Consider the following 16,047-nt stretch of genomic DNA (forward strand, 5'->3'; position numbering starts at 1 on the left):
TAAGGCGTTATGCCACCCGAGTCTTAGGTAGAATTTACTCTGATCAGTATAACAGTAACAGCTTTCCAACGCAAATTTTTTATTCAATCTTTGGCTCTGCTAATTCGAATAATTCACCTGAAGTTTTGTAAATAACCCAGCTGGCCAAATTAACAATATGATCACTAATCCGTTCTAGCAATCTGATAATCACAAAATAACTAGCGGATGCTACCGCCACATTGGTATCTTGTTCAACACCATCAATAATAACTTTTCGTGCTTCTTGATAGTCATTCATTACTGTTTCGCGGTCAGACAACATTTTGCGGGCCGTCTTCTCATCCTCTTGGACATAGGCAGTCAATACCTGAATTAGCATTTTGCGAACTTGGTGGGTCATTTTCGAAATAATGTCTTCCACCGCTTTAATTCGCGGATTACCCTTAACGCGAATCGTTTCCAGCGCGATGCTAAGTGCATTTTCGCCAATTCGCTCTAAGTCAGTTGTTGCTTTTAAAATGCTAATCACAACTCGAAAATCAGTTGCCACTGGTTGCTGTAATGCCATTAGATCAAGGGATTTCCTTTCAATTCTGATGGCTTCTTTAGGGACAACATCAGCTTCAGTAATCATTTTTTGGGCCGATTTTTTGTCATGATCGACAAACGACCTGGTCCCCTGATCGATTAAATCATTAACTAAAACTCCCATTTCCATAAATTGCGTATTTAGTTTTTTCAATTCATCTAAAAATATCTCGTGCACTTTGCTACCTCAAACTTTCTATCCAAAACGTCCATTTAGATAATTACTGGTGATTTCTTTTTTTGGTGCCAAAAACATTTCCTGAGTGGAACCTGCTTCAATCAAATCACCATTCATCAAAAAGGCAACTTGATCAGAAATACGACTGGCTTGTTGTAAATTGTGGGTCACCATGATAAAGGTATAATCTTGCTTTAGGCCAAGCAATGTCTCTTCAATTTCGGCACTTGAAATTGGATCTAGCGCTGAAGTTGGTTCATCAAGTAAAACCACTTCTGGTCTAATTGCTAGCGCACGAGCAATACAAATTCGCTGTTGTTGTCCACCAGAAAAATCCTGAGCATTGCGTTGTAAATTGTCCTTAGTTTCATCCCAAATAGCTGCTTGCTTAAGACTCTCCGTTACTCGTTCTTCAATAACGTCTTTATCTTTAATTCCAGCAATTTTTAGCCCATAAGCTACATTATCAAATACTGAGAATGGAAATGGCGTTGGCTGCTGAAACACCATCCCTACTTTTTTACGTAATACAACTAAATCCAGCCTAGATTGATAGATATCTTGATCTTCTAGCAGAACGTTGCCAGTAATCTTAATGCCTTCAATATCATCATTCATCCGGTTCAAACAACGTAAAAGAGTAGATTTACCACAACCGGATGGACCAATTAAGGCGGTCAATTTTTGCTTGGGAAAAGCCAAGTTAATTCCATGCAACGCTTCAAAGCTACCATAGTTTAACTTGACATTCTTGACTTCCATAATGTTTGTCATAATTTCGCTCCTTTAGCCAAAACTCCCCTGAATATATTGCTCAGTAATTTCACCTTGAGGGTTAGTAAAGATATTAGTTGTCGTATCATATTCAAGTGCTCGTCCTAAATGAAAAAAGACAGTATAATCGTTAATTCGTGACGCTTGCTGCATATTGTGCGTTACCATGATCATCGTGTACTTACTCCGCAATTGCTTAAGAGTATCTTCAAGTTTAGCTGTGGAAACTGGATCTAATGCACTTGCAGGCTCATCAAGTAATAAAATTTCAGGCTTTAGTGCTAATGCCCTCGCAATACACAAGCGCTGCTGTTGTCCACCCGACAGAGCTAAAGCACTTTGATCAAGTTTATCTTTAACTTCATCCCATAGCGCTGCTGCCCTAAGGCTTTCTTCAACTGTTTGCTCAAGTTTAGCCTTGTTTTGAGAGCCATTGGCCTTTAGCGCATAAGTAATATTTTCCCTAATTGATTTAGGAAAAGGGTTCGGTTTTTGAAAAACCATCCCGATCGCTTTGCGTAGCTCATAAACGTTAATCTTTTTTTGATTTACATCTAAACCATGAAACATGATTTGACCATCAACTGCCGCCACTCGGTCATTCATCCGATTTAGAGACCGTAAAAAAGTCGATTTTCCTGAACCAGAAGCACCAATTAAAGCGGTAATCGTATTCTTTTTAAAGCCCAAACTAACATCAAACAACTTTTGATTAGTCCCGCCATAACGAACACTTAAGTCCTTGGTGGTAATCGCACAATCTTGCTGCTTAAAAGTCTTAATGTAAGCCTGATTTTGCATATTTTCCATAAAAACTCCTTACTTTGCCCTAGCACTAGTCAACCGCTTATATAGCCAGTTACCTAAAGCACGTGCACCAAAGTTAAAAATGATGACTACGATGATTAACAAAGCAGAAGTCGCTGCCGAGACCACATTAACATCAGGAACAATTCCTTCCGTATTTACTTTCCAAATGTGAACCGCCAACGTTTCAGCTGGGCGCATCACATTAAGAAAGCTCGTTGGACTAAAGATATTCCAATTAGCATAATCGATTGTAGACCCACTTTGACCAGCCGTATATATCAAGGCAGCTGCTTCACCAAAAACTCTTCCAGCACTCAAGATAACCCCGGTAATTATTCCAGGTAAAGCTGCTGGCAAGACAATCCCGCGAATCGTTTTCCAATTAGATAAACCTAACGCCCAACCCGCTTCACGCTGAGCTTGTGGCACACCATTAATTGCCTGTTCAATATTGCTAGTCAAAATCGGCAAATTAAAAAAAGTTAATGCAAGAGCACCAGCAATAATCGAAAAGCCGAGTCCAAACTGAACGACAAAAACTAAGTAGCCAAATAGCCCTACAACAATTGATGGTAGCGAACTTAGAATCTCGATTGTCGTACGAATTAACCTGGTTAGCCAAGTATCTGCCGCATATTCAGCCAAATAAATTGCTGCCCCTAAGGCAATGGGTAACGAAATTAATAAGGTTAAGACTAATAGATATAGTGAGTTAAACAATTGATCCCGAATCCCGCCGCCTGCTTCAAACGACGATGATGCCTTAGTCAAGAAGTCCCATGACAAATGTGGCACACCCGACAATAAAATATTACCAATAATTCCAATTAATAATAGAATTACTAACCCAACTAAGAAATAAATAACACCAGTCGCTATACGATCGTTCCTTTTTGAATTCATTTAATGTTAGCTCCTCTTTCCAATCAAGCGTACCAAGAAGTTGAAAAATAACGACATTGCCAATAACAGCAACGCTAGTGACCAAAGAGCATTGTTAGGTAAAGTTCCCATAACCGTATTCCCCATTTGGCTAGTCAATTGACTAGTTAGTGTGGCTGATGGACTAACTAGGTTAGCCGGCATTAACACTGCGTTACCAATTACCATTTGAACAGCCAAGGCTTCTCCAAAAGCCCGCGCCATTCCAAAAATAATTGCAGTCAAAATTCGTGAACGAGCAGCTCGCAGCACCACATGATAAATCGTCTGCCACCTAGTTGCCCCTAAAGCAGCTGATGACTTGCGTAATTCTTTAGGAACAGCTTTAAAGGCATCAACAGTTAGTGAAGTAATTGTTGGTAATACCATAACAAATAAAATTAAAGTTGCGGCTAAAATACCAAAACCAGTACCACCAAAGATAGTTCTAATCGCTGGTACTACTACAGTTAATCCCAAAAAGCCATAAACTACTGACGGAATACCAACTAACAGCTCCATTACCGACTGTAACAAGTTAGATCTTTTTCCTAATTCAAATTCTGTCATAAATAAGGCAACAGCAATCGCAAAGGGGGTAGCGATTAGTGCAGCCAGCAAAGTGACGGCAAACGACGTAACAATCATCGCTCCAGCACCAACATGACTACTGCCAGCACTGGGATTCCATTCGCTTGAAAATAAGAAGTGCCCAATATTTACTTTGTCACTAGTAAAAGTTGCCAGGCCATGCATCCCGACAAAGCCAATAATCGCAATGATCAAAATACCAATTAAAATTATCGCCAAGAAAGTCAACCCTTTACCCCAGCGTTCCTGACGAGTTTCCTTTGAAGCTTTAGTTAACTTCGCAACATCTACATTTTGTGGAGCTGTCTTTTTAAATTTAACATGCGGCACCTTTTGCTCAGCAATCGCTTGTTCAACAACTTCCTGTAAGTCCTGCTTATTTTTGCTCATGTGGATCACCTATTTTTGTAATTTTATTTTTGCTATCACGTGATACTTTCATTTCATGAATACTCAAGTAACCAGTCTTAGGAACCAAATTTTTCTGGACTTTTTCACTTAGTACATAGTCAATAAACGCAGCAGTTGACTTATTTGGTTTACCCTTAGTATACATATGCTCATACGCCCAAAGCGGCCACTTATTAGTCAAAATATTATGATTTACTGGCTTAACTTGATTAATACTTAATTTTTGAATATGTGAATCATTAGCATAAGGAAAAGAAATGTATGAGATCGTCCCTGGAGTAGAACTGACAATCTTTTTGACTGTCCCATTAGAGTCTTGCTCTTGTGAATTAATTGCCTCTTTACCTTGCAAAATTAAATCTTCAAAAATTGTCCTAGTACCACTACCACGAGAACGATTAATGACAATGATCGGTAAATTCTTGCCACCCACTTGCCGCCAATTAGTGATTTTACCAGTGAAAATTCGCATTAAATTTTTAGCCGACAAGTTGCTAACACCAACATCCTTATTGGCAATTGGAACTATCCCTACTACCGCAATTTGATGATCAACTAACTTCCGGGCATTAATTCCCGGTTGTGTTTCGGCGAATACATCAGCGGTACCAATTTCAACAGCACCAGCCTGAACTTGACTTAGCCCGGTTCCTGAGCCGCCGCCTTGTACGACAATGTTACTACTTAGATGAGCAAGATGATAATCATTACCTGCCTGTTCGACTAGTGGCTGTACACTACTAGCACCAACAACCGTAATTTTGGCTTGATCTTTACTACATCCCACTAATAAAAGTGGAACAAACAAAATCAAGGTTAATAAACTGCCCAAGTTATTTTTACGCATTGTAATCCCTCAATTAGATATTAAAATTCTACCCTAGTTTACCAAAACTTAACAGAATGACCAATCATAATTGTCGAAATTGAGTAAAAAAAAGCAATCTGTTAAAAATAACAAATTGCTTTTTTACTTTTTAATTAACTTAATTATTCTAAGTTTAGTGGATCTAGCTTAATCCCTGGGCCAAAGGTTGCAGCAACGGCTACTCCCTTAATGTATTGACCTTTAGCAGCTGATGGACGAGCACGTAAAATAACATCACGCAATGCGTTAAAGTTTTCAATTAATTGTTCGTCAGTAAATGAAACTTTACCAATAGCTGCGTGAATAGCGGCTTGACGGTCAACGCGGTATTCAACCTGACCGGCCTTAACGTTCTTAACAGCCTTTTCAATGTCCATAGTGACTGTACCAGTCTTCGGGTTTGGCATTAAACCTTTAGGTCCCAATACTCTACCCAAACGTCCTACTTTAGCCATCATCATTGGTGTTGCAACAACAACATCAAAGTCTAAGTAGCCATTTTGAACTTTTTCAACTAAGTCATCTGAACCGACTTCATCAGCACCGGCAGCCTTGGCTTCTTCAGCTTGTGGACCTTCAGCAAAGACTACTACTTTTTGGGTCTTACCAGTACCGTTAGGCAACACAAGTGAACCACGGATTTGTTGGTCAGCTTGCTTTGGATCAACACTCAAGTCGTATGAGACCTCTACTGAAGCATCGAAGTTTGCATATGAAGTTTCTTTAACTAACTTCATTGCTTCGGCAATTGAATATAATTTCTTTGAATCTACTTTTTTAGCAGCTTCTGAATACTTTTTACCATGCTTTGGCATGTGATTTCCTCCTTAATATGTGGTCAAACAAACATTTCAGTTCTCCCACCTAAATTGTTATAAATAACAGGATTAGTCTGCGACTTCGATACCCATGCTTCTAGCAGTACCTTCGATCATCCGCATAGCAGCTTCAACATCTGCAGCGTTGAGATCCTTCATCTTAGTTTCGGCTATTTCCTTAACTTGGTCCTTGGTTACCTTACCAACTTTCTTGGTATTTGGTTCACCTGAAGCCTTTTCAAGGTTAGCAGCTTGCTTCAAAAGCACTGGAGCTGGTGGAGTCTTAGTAATGAATTCGAATGAACGATCTTCATAAACTGTGATGACTACAGGAATAATCATGCCCTTTTGGTCAGCTGTTCTAGCATTGAAGTCCTTAGTAAAACCAACAATGTTAATCCCCGCTTGACCTAAAGCAGGACCAACTGGAGGTGCAGGTGTTGCAGCACCAGCTGGGATTTGTAATTTGACAACATTAATAACTTTCTTTGCCACGGTCAAAACCTCCTTGATTCCGTGATGTGGTGAAAATGGAGAGGTAACTTACTTCTCCTCCCACAGTAATAAAAGTACTTAAGTATTTTAGCATTAACTACGGATAATTGCAATTTTAACTAATAAGTTAGTCAATCTTTTTAACTTGCTCATAATCAAGTTCAGTCGTAGTTTCTCGACCAAACATATCTACTGAAACAAATAATTTATACTTATCAGGCTGAATTTCTGTAATCTTGCCTTCAACACCATTAAAGGCACCATCGATAATCGTGACTGTTTCACCAACTTCAAAATCAACTTGTGCTCTTTTGGCCGGTTCACCTTGCTGGCGCAATAAGCGATTGACTTCTTCTTCAAGTAGCGGTGAAGGCTTAGAACCACCACCGTGAGAGCCGACAAACCCAGTAACATTAGGTGTGTTACGAACCACAAACCAACTTTCATCAGTCATGACCATTTCCACCAAAACATACCCTGGAAAAATCTTTTCTTCGACTTGTTTTTTCTTATCCTTGACCGTTTCAATCTTTTCTTGTTCCGGCACCATTACTCGAAAAATATAATCTTGCATTCCCATGGTTTGCGCACGTGATAACAGGTCGGACTTAACCTTATCTTCATAACCTGAATAAGTATGCAATACAAACCATTGCTTTTTCGTTGTTTCAACCATTACTTAACTCTCTTTTCTATTTTGACCAACAAAAAAAGCCTCTACGTAAGAGGTTTTTCTAACTGAAACTAGTATAACATACATAGGAAAATATTGCTATTACATCACTATCTGTGTCAGACTGCTAAATAACAAATCCAATGCACCTAAATATACCGCAAACAAGATTGAAGTACCAACCACAATTGCAGTATCATGGCGATTTTGCTTAGCTGTTGGCCAAGTTACCAATTTCATCTCATGTCCAACACTCTTTAAAAATTTAATCACTACCGCTTACCTCGTTTCCTTATGCAGAGTTTTTTTACCACAATGCTTACAAAATTTATTGAGCTCAAGCCGCTGTGTGCGATTCTTACTGGTGGTAATTGAATAGTTACGCGAGCCGCAAACGCTGCAAGCCAAAGATGCTTTTTTCACTACCATAATCTCACTTCCAAACTATTGTAGTTTATCAAAAAAATCAAGCTGGGGCAATTAATTTAATGATTAGCTTACTTTTTTAATTGTTCATCAGCAAAGGCAATAATTTCTTGATCACTTTTTTGCAATAGTGGCAACATGGCGGTTTCTGCTGCTACACTATCATTGCCAGCCTGCTCCATAAAATAATTCCATAAAAAGCTTCTCATTGTTTCAGTATCGCTACTATTATCAAGAACCTGCCTCATTGGTTGATCCAAAATACTATTTTGACTGGTTTCTCTAGTCATTTACGACTCCCCTTATCATGCACAAGCAAAAATTATTTAGTTACACGACTATCAAGCATCTGGTACAGCAACACCCCAGTTGCCACACTAGCGTTAAGTGACTGGACATGTCCACGCATTGGCAGAGTCAGCATTTGATCCATTTGCTCTTTTAGCAATCTGGAGATACCCTTACCTTCATTACCAATCACCAGAACTGTCTTACCATTAGCATCCCATTGCCGATAATCTGTTCCTTGCATATCAGTGCCAAAAAGCCAATAACCACGCTTTTTTAGCATTTGACTAGTCTGGACTAAGTTATTGACCCTGGCAACTGGTACATAATCAATTGCCCCAGTCGATGTCTTGGCAACCACCGAAGTTAATCCAGTAGCGTGACGCTTAGGAATAATAATCCCATCAACTCCGGTAGCATCTGCTGAACGCAAAATCGAACCCAAATTATGCGGATCTTCAATTGAATCAAGCATTAATAAAAAGGGACGCTTATCCTCGTCTTCAAATCGATTCAGCAATTCATCTAAATCCGCATATTCAAAGCTGGCAATAGTCAAGACCAAACCTTGATGATTACCACCTTGCACTAACCGATCTAGCTTATTCTTAGGCACAGTTTGCACTACGATACCCTTTGGTTTAGCCAAGGAAAACACTTCGTTAGCAAAACTTTCCTGAACGCCCTCTTGTAAAAACACCTTATTAATCCGCTGCGCAGATTGAGTCTTTAAAAAATCTAAACCTGCATGTTTACCAAATACAAAATCTTGCTCATTTGAAGTCATATTGCTCAATTCCACCTTCCTCTACTGTCTTAATGCACCACGAAGTTAATTCCGCAATGCGCGCTTCTTGACCTAATAGTTCTAAATAGCCCCAAACGGCTTCAAAACCAGTTGACATCTGATAAGTTGACAAACTGGTATTTTTAGCTTTGGTATGACTCTTAGCATTGCGTCCGCGGCGATATGTAGCTAATTCATCTGCTGTTAGCAAATCATCTGCTTGTAATTTAGTAATTAAAGCTGCTTGGGCTTTAGCCGAAACATAGTAGGTTGCCTCACGTTGCAAAACCTGGGGCTTAACAATTCCGCCTTTAATTAAGTGCTGTCTAATTCTAATTTCATAAACTGCATCACCCAAATAAGCCAAAGTTTGTCCATTTAACGTATCTGGATTGACTTGTTCTTCCGTTAATTTTTTAATTTTAGTCACGACTCCACCTCGTTCCTTGAGCAGTATCTTGAATAGTTATTCCCATTTGCTTTAATTGGTCACGGATCTGGTCGCTTAATGCCCAGTCTTTATTCTGTCTTGCTTGCTCGCGCTTAGCAATTAATTCAGCAACTTGTTTGTCATCATCAGCTTCCTTGGCAATTAAGCTGGACGTATCAATTCCAAAAATTGCTAACCAAGTGGTTAATGCTTGTTGTACTTGTTTCAAAACAGGTTTATCCACCTCAGCTTCACTAAGATGTGCATTAATTATTGGCAAAAAATCATAAATTGCCGCTAGAGCATTTTGCACATTAAAGTCATCGTTCATTGCGGAATCAAATTTTTGTTTAGTCTCAGCTAAAGCTTGTTCAAGTTGCTTTGCTGGTTGGCTTGACGTATTATCAGTTAATCGATAAGCCAAATTAGTCAAGGTGTTCTTAAAGCGCTGCAAGATAATCTGTGCCTGCTCTAAATTTTTAGCCGAATAATTTATCTGCTTGCGATACTGCACACTAGCCATAAAGAAGCGCAACACCTGTGCATCAACATCTTGCAGTATGTCATGAACGGTAACAAAATTATGCAGTGACTTAGACATTTTTTCTTGCTGATTACCCACCGTTACAAAGCCATTATGGAGCCAATAGTGGACAAATTGCTTGCCAGTTGCAGCTTCACTTTGAGCGATCTCATTTTCATGATGTGGAAATTCCAAGTCTTGACCACCACCATGGATATCAATGGTTTCACCCAAATATTTAGTAGCCATAACAGAGCATTCCACATGCCAGCCAGGACGCCCCAAGCCCCAAGGAGAAGCCCACGCAATTTCATCAGGAGCTTTTTGTGCTTTCCACAAGGCAAAGTCAATTGGGTCTTCCTTACGCTCTTGCTCACGAACATTAGTGTGTTGCGAAGCACCTTCTTCAAGCTCTGCAATATTTTGACTACTTAGTTGACCATAATTTTCAAATTTTTTGGTACGATAATAAACGTCACCATGACTTTCATATGCATATCCTTTAGCAATTAACTTCTGAATAAAGGCAATAATCGCTGGTATTTCTTCAGTTGCACGTGGATGCAAAGTTGCTGGCTCAACATTAAGTGCTTTAGTATCAGCTAAATAAGCCGCAATGTAACGCTCAGCTAGCTTAGGTACCGTCGTTTCTTCAGTTTGTGCTTCATTAATCATCTTATCATCAACATCAGTAAAATTTGAAACATAATTCACCTGATAGCCGTGATATTCAAAATAACGTCTAATAGTATCAAAAGCAACAACACTGCGGGCATTGCCAATATGAATGTAATTGTAGACAGTCGGGCCACAAACATACATCGAAATTTGCCCCGGTTTAATTGGCTTAAATTCTTCTTTTTGCTTGGTCAAAGTATTATAAATCTTCATGGCCAGTTTGCCTCTTCCTTAAATATAACTATTTCCTATTTTAGCAGAATTATGGTTTGCAAACACTATTGGACAATAAAATTAACCACAAAAATAGCAATGCTGCTCCTTAGCGACATTACTATCATAAAAAATTATTGAAGATAAGCTCTTGTGTAGTCGTCTTCACCAACTGGATGGCGCAAGACACCTTTTAGTTTAGGATTAACAAGGTGGCTTTCAACCATTTGATATAGTGGAATAACTGGCATAGTTTGGTTTAATTGCTGCTGCATCTGGCGTAATTTTGACCAATAAACTTTTGGTTCACTGGCAAGACTAGCAGCATGGTAAAGTTTATCAAATTTTTGATTATGGTATTTACCCTTATTTTGCGGATTACTGCTACTCAAAATATCCATAAAACTAATTGGATCAGAATAATCAGCAAGCCACAATGTTTGTCCCAATGAGAACTTACCATTACTAGTTTCACTAGATACCGCCTTTTCAGGTATATTGCGGATTTCTACCTTAACTTTAGGTAAATGCTTCTCAAGCGAATCTTGCAAAAATTGTGCAACATTCTTAGTAATCGTTTGATCATCACCTAGTAGTTCTAAATTAACTGTCTTACTTAAATGGCTTTCTTTTAGCCCTGCTTGCCAAAGCTTTTTAGCCTTAGCAACATTGTATTTGTCCTTAGGTGTGGTTTCTGTAGCGAAATCCTTGTTACTAGTAGGATCATTAGCCAAATCTTTAGCAGTATAAGTATAAGCTGGCAGTGAACCATCTGCCAACACATTTTTAGTTAGCGCCTTGCGATCTAGCACTAGGCTAATTGCCTGACGCATCTTTTGATTAGTTAAAGGTTGCCCACCGCGCAAGTTAACCCGCAAATAATAATTGCCGGCTTTACGTTCATGGACAATATTTTTGTCACCTTGCAATTCTTTTGCTGTCACACCGGTAATGGTTGCATCATCTAACTTGTTACGTTCAAATAATTCATGTGCAGTATTAGCATCCTTGACAACTAAATACTTTAAACTAGTTAAATGCACTTTTTTCTTAGCATAGTAATATTTGTTTGGCTTTAATACCCAACTATCATTTGACCCATCCCACTTAGTAACCTTAAAGGCACCATTATAATAGACATACTTTGACTTGGTACCATACTTGGTTTTAAATTTCCTTAAAGCTGTGCGATTCTCTGGGAAAAACGCTGGCATCACCATCATCTTATCAAAATATGGCATTGGGTGTTCCAATTGTACTCGTAAAGTATGATCATCAAGTGCAGACACTCCCAAGCTGCTAACAGGTTTTTTGCCAGCAGTAATGTCATCGGCATTCTTTACTCCAGAAAAAATATAATTGTAGCCTGATTTGGACTTAGGTGAAACTGACCGCCGCCAAGAAGCAACGAAATCCTTAGCACTAACTGCCTCACCGTTACTCCATTTGGCATCTTTGCGTAAATTAAAAGTGTAAGTCAAGCCATGATTAGTTGGTTTAACTACTTTAGTTGCCATTGCAGGAGCTGGCTCGTGCTGACTATTCGCTTTATAAAGCCCCTCCATTGAATTCTCTAAGGTATTCCAAGTTGGCAAATCTGCATGTTCAGAAGTATCTAGTGATAATAAATCACTAGTCTGCATTAATGTCAGCTTTTGAGCAGGCTTAGCACTAGTACTTGATTTCTGTTCATGTCCACAGCCAGCTAATAAAACTGCCGAACTAGCTAGCAATGTCAATAAAAATTTATACTTCATCAGTTAATTCTCCTCAAAATCGGTCCGTTTCTACATCTGTTAAAAATTCTCCTAAAGTCTGGAAGAATGCCTTAGGATTATCACTGCTGTGACAATGGCCACCATCAGGTGTCAATACTAAGCGCGAGTTTGGCATCTCTTGATGCATGCGCTGCGCAACAGCTAACGGCATTGTATCGTGATCGCCAAAGGTCAATAGCGTTTTATTAGTAATCTTGTGTGTATCGCTGCGGCGATCCCAATCTTTCAGGGTTCCAGTCATCACAAACTCATTATTTCCCTGGAAATAATTATAAACTGGTGTAGCATTAGTCGATACGGTATGATGTCCAGCATTTTCTGGATGGCGCATAACATAAACTTGATAGAGCTTAGCAACCAATTCATTATATTTTGGATCGTCAAAACGATTTTCCGCTTCAACTTCTTTCATATAATTAACTTCAAACTCTGAAAACATTTCATCGCGTAAACGATTAATATTTGTAATGTACTCTGGAATATTGTCAATCATGCTCATAATTATTAGCCCTTTAAGATGTTGACCATATTTTAAGGCATACTCTTGGGCCAATAATCCACCCCATGAATGACCTAGTAAATAAAAATTATCCAAGCCCAGCTTTTGTCTGACTTCTTCTAATTCTGATAAATAATAATCGATGGTCAAATATTTTTGATTAGCTGGATCAGAAAAATCAGGTTGATCGGAATAAAATGAGCCTAGTTGGTCATACATTGAAACCTCAACGCCGTAATTGGCTAATTCATCGCCAAAGTTTTCAAATTCCTCATGATTACTCCCTGGTCCTCCATGGACACATAATAATTTAATTTTGCCACTGCCCACAGTCCGGGTAAATAAATGAAATCCATTAGTTAATGTTACAATTTTGCTTCCTGTCATTTTGTTCTACTCCTTTATTTTTTTGATAAAAAAAGCGTCCTATTTAAGAATAAATCTTAAATAGGACGCTACTAGCGCGGTACCACCTAATTTTGCTTTTTGCTTTACCAAAAAGCCTCTTTCCACAAACGGCAGACTAAGCTGCGATTTGCTGCGAAAATAACGGATGCATCCCGGCAATACTTACTAGTTTTCAGCTTGCAGCTCAAAAGTGATTTTCAGTTAGTAACAGTTACACCTGCTTGCACTAGACCAGGTTCGCTAAGCAATTATTACTTCTTACTTACTTTTTCTTTGCTTTTATTTTTTTATCATTTTTATTTAACTTAAATCATAAGGCTAATCTTTCTACTTGTCAATTACTTTTTTTAAAAATAAATTACAAAGTCTTATTTTATTTTTATCTTTTTACGCTAAAATAATATTAATTGGAGGTACCAAAATGAAAACTTTTCTTAGCAATTTTTTTAAACAACATCAGCTGGTAAGTACGATGGCTTTAATTAGTATAATCACTGCCATCTTAGATATAATTCGCTATCCAAAATTGGCTTTTGCCGATCTGATATTAGGAATTGTTATTGCGGCAATTGGCTTTTTAATTGAGCCACACATTAAACCAGTTAAACAAAGCTGGTCTGAACTATTTATTGCAGGTGGATTCGTAGCATTGTATTTGCTAAGTATTCTAGGAGCTGCTTTTCTAATTCGCTACCTATTTAAGCTATAAAGCATTACATCAATCTCAAAAATCTCCTCTTGAGCACAATCTTGCTTAAGAGGAGATTTTATATTTCTACTACTTCTTAAATAAAGAAAAACGCCACTTAGGTGTTTCTTTTTGTAACATCAACTTGCCGTACACTCGGCAAAGATACCATAGGAAACCGCAAATCGTGACTAACAATAGCAACAAGGATACCAACACTTCCCACGAATTAACCTTGTCCGCAAACATTCTCACCGGCATCAGATATGATGAAAATAAAGGAACGTACGACAAGATTTTAACCAAAATGTTTTGCGGCTGATTGATAAAAGTTATTGCTATTAAAAAACCGGCTATTGCTAACATTGATGCTGGTTGTGCAGCTTTAGCAGCATTATCACTACTTTTGACCAATGCGCCAAAATAAGCTGATAAGACAGTATAAGCAACTACTCCTAGCACAATATACAACACTATTGAACCAGTAAAATTATGTAAAATTTCTCCTAAAACTGGCTGATTAGCAGCCAGCCAATCTTTGGTCGTCGGAATAGTTTGGGCAGTGGCTAAAGCAGCTAAAGCCATTAAGACATAAGCGACTAGTTGTGTCATAATCATCAACAGTAAGGCAATAATTTTGCCGCAGACATACACTCCGGGCGTGGTACTCGAAAAGATCACTTCAATTATTTTATGACTTTTATCACCAGCTATTTCCTGGGTAATAATTGACGCATAAGTTAAAACAATCATATAAATAATAATCAAAACAACCATAATTGTAATATAACGTACATCATCATTATTACTAGAATTATTCAAACTAACAGTTTTTAAATTTGGTTGCACTTGCAAAGCCTGCAATTGTTGACTAGTTAGGTGCCCTTGACGAATATTCAGGCTACTTTGCAATTGAATTAAAGTTGCATTAATATCAGCTTTTTTAGGCGTATTGGCATTATCACCATGATAAAAAGTGGCCTCTAATTTGCCATGAGTGTTAGTTAAAAGCAAGTAACCCTTAATTTGATCTTGCTTAACTGCTTTTTTTGCCGCAGCTTGCGTAGTAATTGATTGCTTAATCTTAACTTTACTTTGCGCAGCATAATTTTGCCGCAAATCTGCTTGTGAACTAATTACTGCTATTTGTGGTTTCGTCAATTCCCCACTATTAACAGCTGCAAGATAGCCTGCTCCAAGACTAACTGCTAACAGCAAAAATGGTCCTAAAACTAGTAACAAAAAACTCCAAGATTTAACTTGACGGCTATACGTTTCACTAATAATCGTCCATAATTTACGCATTAGCTGCACCAGCTTTCATACGAAAAATTTCTGCTAGACTAGGCGGCTGCTGACTAAATTCTTCAATATAATTGCCATTAGTTAATTGCTTAAAAATTGCTGGTCCAAAAGTCTCATCACGTAACTTAAGTAAATACTGTCGCGAATTGCGTCGTATTACTTCAGCAACTCCTGGAAGTTTTTGTAGCTGCTGCTCAGACCAATCTGTCGTAATAAATAAATTCACCCTGCCAAACTGGGCCCGCACTGACTGTGTGCTACCCGCTAAAACAATTTGTCCCAAATTAAACATTACTAACTTGTCACAGACAGCTTCGACGTTAGCCATATTGTGACTAGAAAAAATAATTGCTGCGCCATGTTGCTTAGCTGCTATAATTGCCGTTTTAAGTAATCCTGCATTAACTGGATCTAATCCACTAAATGGTTCATCTAAAATAATCAATTTTGGCTTATGAATTAAAGTGCAAATTAATTGCACTTTTTGTTGATTACCTTTAGACAATGATTTTATCTTAGTCTGTCTATTTCCCTTAACTTCAAAACGAGCTAACCATTGATCGATTAATTCATTACTAGCCTTGAAATCCTTCAACTTAGCCAAGTATGAAATTTGTCGTCCAACAGTCAAATTAGGCAACAAACTACGTTCTTCTGGCAAATAACCAATTTCATCAAACGCCTGCGCCGTAATCGACTGACCGTTCCAAGTAATACTCCCTTGAAACTTAATCAACCGTAAAATACTATGAAATAAGGTCGACTTACCTGCACCGTTTTTTCCAATTAGCCCCAGAATTTCTCCAGGTTTTACAGTAAAGCTAACCTGCTTGAGGGCCGCTATTTCGCCATAATTCTTACTAACCTGGTCAATTTTTAACATAATTTCCCCTTTAAAAAAATAAACTCCCACTT

20 protein-coding genes and 2 other annotated features (1 of these 22 only partly in view) are annotated in these 16,047 nt (G+C 38.3%); of the genes, 1 reads left to right on the plus strand and 19 read right to left on the minus strand.

All coding sequences use genetic code 11. The annotated features are described in order from the left end of the window. Window positions 1-46 (minus strand) — a sequence feature (ribosomal protein L10 leader region); it reaches 82 nt to the left of the window's first position. Between the two features lie 33 nt (window positions 47-79). The 17 genes from phoU to OZX59_RS03795 all read right to left on the minus strand — a co-directional run bounded on the left by phoU (window position 80) and on the right by OZX59_RS03795 (window position 13,118). After that, window positions 80-748: a phosphate signaling complex protein PhoU gene (phoU, locus tag OZX59_RS03715; RefSeq protein WP_277126799.1), complete on the minus strand. Its 669-nt coding sequence runs from the start codon at window positions 746-748 to the stop codon at window positions 80-82. Between the two features lie 18 nt (window positions 749-766). Beyond that, entirely contained in the window at window positions 767-1,522 is a 756-nt protein-coding gene (gene pstB / locus OZX59_RS03720; RefSeq protein WP_277126800.1) for a phosphate ABC transporter ATP-binding protein PstB, read from the minus strand. Between the two features lie 12 nt (window positions 1,523-1,534). After that, window positions 1,535-2,332 carry a phosphate ABC transporter ATP-binding protein PstB gene (pstB, locus tag OZX59_RS03725; RefSeq protein ID WP_277126801.1) on the minus strand — a complete coding sequence of 266 codons (798 nt, stop codon included), beginning with the start codon at window positions 2,330-2,332 and terminating at the stop codon, window positions 1,535-1,537. Between the two features lie 9 nt (window positions 2,333-2,341). Further along, window positions 2,342-3,235 (minus strand): phosphate ABC transporter permease PstA, encoded by an 894-nt coding sequence (gene pstA / locus OZX59_RS03730; RefSeq protein ID WP_277126802.1) that lies wholly within the window; start codon window positions 3,233-3,235, stop codon window positions 2,342-2,344. 6 nt (window positions 3,236-3,241) lie between these two features. Continuing rightward, on the minus strand, window positions 3,242-4,234 hold the full coding sequence (pstC, locus tag OZX59_RS03735; RefSeq protein WP_277126803.1) for a phosphate ABC transporter permease subunit PstC: 993 nt from the start codon (window positions 4,232-4,234) through the stop codon (window positions 3,242-3,244). Continuing rightward, the gene (locus OZX59_RS03740) at window positions 4,221-5,102 is read right to left on the minus strand and encodes a phosphate ABC transporter substrate-binding protein (protein WP_277126804.1); all 882 of its coding nucleotides are present in this window, start codon (window positions 5,100-5,102) and stop codon (window positions 4,221-4,223) included. Before OZX59_RS03740 ends, pstC begins: the two co-directional genes overlap by 14 nt. 143 nt (window positions 5,103-5,245) lie before the next feature. Continuing rightward, window positions 5,246-5,938 carry a 50S ribosomal protein L1 gene (rplA, locus tag OZX59_RS03745; RefSeq protein WP_277126805.1) on the minus strand — a complete coding sequence of 231 codons (693 nt, stop codon included), beginning with the start codon at window positions 5,936-5,938 and terminating at the stop codon, window positions 5,246-5,248. Window positions 5,939-6,010: 72 nt separating this feature from the next. Next, window positions 6,011-6,436: a 50S ribosomal protein L11 gene (rplK, locus tag OZX59_RS03750; protein ID WP_277126806.1), complete on the minus strand. Its 426-nt coding sequence runs from the start codon at window positions 6,434-6,436 to the stop codon at window positions 6,011-6,013. A 127-nt stretch (window positions 6,437-6,563) separates the two neighbouring features. Further along, a complete protein-coding gene (gene nusG, locus OZX59_RS03755; protein WP_277126807.1) occupies window positions 6,564-7,112 on the minus strand; it encodes a transcription termination/antitermination protein NusG in 549 nt (182 codons plus the stop codon). Between the two features lie 99 nt (window positions 7,113-7,211). Next, window positions 7,212-7,382 carry a preprotein translocase subunit SecE gene (secE, locus tag OZX59_RS03760; RefSeq protein WP_277126808.1) on the minus strand — a complete coding sequence of 57 codons (171 nt, stop codon included), beginning with the start codon at window positions 7,380-7,382 and terminating at the stop codon, window positions 7,212-7,214. 6 nt (window positions 7,383-7,388) lie between these two features. Continuing rightward, window positions 7,389-7,538, minus strand: a complete 150-nt coding sequence (rpmG, locus tag OZX59_RS03765; protein WP_277126809.1) for a 50S ribosomal protein L33 — start codon at window positions 7,536-7,538, stop codon at window positions 7,389-7,391. Between the two features lie 68 nt (window positions 7,539-7,606). Beyond that, window positions 7,607-7,825 carry a hypothetical protein gene (locus tag OZX59_RS03770; protein ID WP_277126810.1) on the minus strand — a complete coding sequence of 73 codons (219 nt, stop codon included), beginning with the start codon at window positions 7,823-7,825 and terminating at the stop codon, window positions 7,607-7,609. 32 nt (window positions 7,826-7,857) lie between these two features. Beyond that, window positions 7,858-8,610 carry a 23S rRNA (guanosine(2251)-2'-O)-methyltransferase RlmB gene (rlmB, locus tag OZX59_RS03775; RefSeq protein ID WP_277126811.1) on the minus strand — a complete coding sequence of 251 codons (753 nt, stop codon included), beginning with the start codon at window positions 8,608-8,610 and terminating at the stop codon, window positions 7,858-7,860. Next, window positions 8,597-9,040, minus strand: coding sequence for a ribonuclease III domain-containing protein (locus tag OZX59_RS03780; protein WP_277126812.1), 444 nt, complete (start codon window positions 9,038-9,040; stop codon window positions 8,597-8,599). Before OZX59_RS03780 ends, rlmB begins: the two co-directional genes overlap by 14 nt. After that, window positions 9,033-10,454, minus strand: coding sequence for a cysteine--tRNA ligase (gene cysS, locus OZX59_RS03785; protein WP_277126813.1), 1,422 nt, complete (start codon window positions 10,452-10,454; stop codon window positions 9,033-9,035). Before cysS ends, OZX59_RS03780 begins: the two co-directional genes overlap by 8 nt. 134 nt (window positions 10,455-10,588) lie before the next feature. Next, window positions 10,589-12,211 (minus strand): peptide ABC transporter substrate-binding protein, encoded by a 1,623-nt coding sequence (locus tag OZX59_RS03790; RefSeq protein WP_277126814.1) that lies wholly within the window; start codon window positions 12,209-12,211, stop codon window positions 10,589-10,591. A 13-nt stretch (window positions 12,212-12,224) separates the two neighbouring features. After that, the gene (locus OZX59_RS03795) at window positions 12,225-13,118 is read right to left on the minus strand and encodes a proline iminopeptidase-family hydrolase (RefSeq protein ID WP_277126815.1); all 894 of its coding nucleotides are present in this window, start codon (window positions 13,116-13,118) and stop codon (window positions 12,225-12,227) included. Window positions 13,119-13,176: 58 nt separating this feature from the next. Then, window positions 13,177-13,422 (minus strand) — a binding site (T-box leader). A gap of 138 nt (window positions 13,423-13,560) precedes the next feature. Between OZX59_RS03795 and OZX59_RS03800 the strand changes: the two genes are divergently transcribed. After that, on the plus strand, window positions 13,561-13,848 hold the full coding sequence (locus tag OZX59_RS03800) for a hypothetical protein (RefSeq protein ID WP_277126816.1): 288 nt from the start codon (window positions 13,561-13,563) through the stop codon (window positions 13,846-13,848). Window positions 13,849-13,917: 69 nt separating this feature from the next. On the opposite strand, the gene OZX59_RS03805 is transcribed toward OZX59_RS03800, so the two are convergent. Continuing rightward, window positions 13,918-15,132: an ABC transporter permease gene (locus OZX59_RS03805; RefSeq protein ID WP_277126817.1), complete on the minus strand. Its 1,215-nt coding sequence runs from the start codon at window positions 15,130-15,132 to the stop codon at window positions 13,918-13,920. Continuing rightward, window positions 15,125-16,015 (minus strand): ATP-binding cassette domain-containing protein, encoded by an 891-nt coding sequence (locus OZX59_RS03810; RefSeq protein WP_277126818.1) that lies wholly within the window; start codon window positions 16,013-16,015, stop codon window positions 15,125-15,127. Before OZX59_RS03810 ends, OZX59_RS03805 begins: the two co-directional genes overlap by 8 nt. Window positions 16,016-16,047: the final 32 nt, after the last annotated feature.

The organism is Lactobacillus sp. ESL0681 (assembly GCF_029392835.1).
Classification (GTDB): domain Bacteria; phylum Bacillota; class Bacilli; order Lactobacillales; family Lactobacillaceae; genus Lactobacillus.

Bases quoted from the DNA above. Each gene is read 5' to 3' on its own strand.
- pstB (WP_277126800.1), bottom strand. From the start codon at position 1,522: ATGACAAACATTATGGAAGTCAAGAATGTCAAGTTAAACTATGGTAGC.
- pstB (WP_277126801.1), bottom strand. From the start codon at position 2,332: ATGGAAAATATGCAAAATCAGGCTTACATTAAGACTTTTAAGCAGCAA.
- pstA (WP_277126802.1), bottom strand. From the start codon at position 3,235: ATGAATTCAAAAAGGAACGATCGTATAGCGACTGGTGTTATTTATTTC.
- pstC (WP_277126803.1), bottom strand. From the start codon at position 4,234: ATGAGCAAAAATAAGCAGGACTTACAGGAAGTTGTTGAACAAGCGATT.
- OZX59_RS03740 (WP_277126804.1), bottom strand. From the start codon at position 5,102: ATGCGTAAAAATAACTTGGGCAGTTTATTAACCTTGATTTTGTTTGTT.
- rplA (WP_277126805.1), bottom strand. From the start codon at position 5,938: ATGCCAAAGCATGGTAAAAAGTATTCAGAAGCTGCTAAAAAAGTAGAT.
- nusG (WP_277126807.1), bottom strand. From the start codon at position 7,112: ATGGTTGAAACAACGAAAAAGCAATGGTTTGTATTGCATACTTATTCA.
- rpmG (WP_277126809.1), bottom strand. From the start codon at position 7,538: ATGGTAGTGAAAAAAGCATCTTTGGCTTGCAGCGTTTGCGGCTCGCGT.
- OZX59_RS03770 (WP_277126810.1), bottom strand. From the start codon at position 7,825: ATGACTAGAGAAACCAGTCAAAATAGTATTTTGGATCAACCAATGAGG.
- rlmB (WP_277126811.1), bottom strand. From the start codon at position 8,610: ATGACTTCAAATGAGCAAGATTTTGTATTTGGTAAACATGCAGGTTTA.
- cysS (WP_277126813.1), bottom strand. From the start codon at position 10,454: ATGAAGATTTATAATACTTTGACCAAGCAAAAAGAAGAATTTAAGCCA.
- OZX59_RS03790 (WP_277126814.1), bottom strand. From the start codon at position 12,211: ATGAAGTATAAATTTTTATTGACATTGCTAGCTAGTTCGGCAGTTTTA.
- OZX59_RS03795 (WP_277126815.1), bottom strand. From the start codon at position 13,118: ATGACAGGAAGCAAAATTGTAACATTAACTAATGGATTTCATTTATTT.
- OZX59_RS03800 (WP_277126816.1), top strand. From the start codon at position 13,561: ATGAAAACTTTTCTTAGCAATTTTTTTAAACAACATCAGCTGGTAAGT.
- OZX59_RS03805 (WP_277126817.1), bottom strand. From the start codon at position 15,132: ATGCGTAAATTATGGACGATTATTAGTGAAACGTATAGCCGTCAAGTT.
- OZX59_RS03810 (WP_277126818.1), bottom strand. From the start codon at position 16,015: ATGTTAAAAATTGACCAGGTTAGTAAGAATTATGGCGAAATAGCGGCC.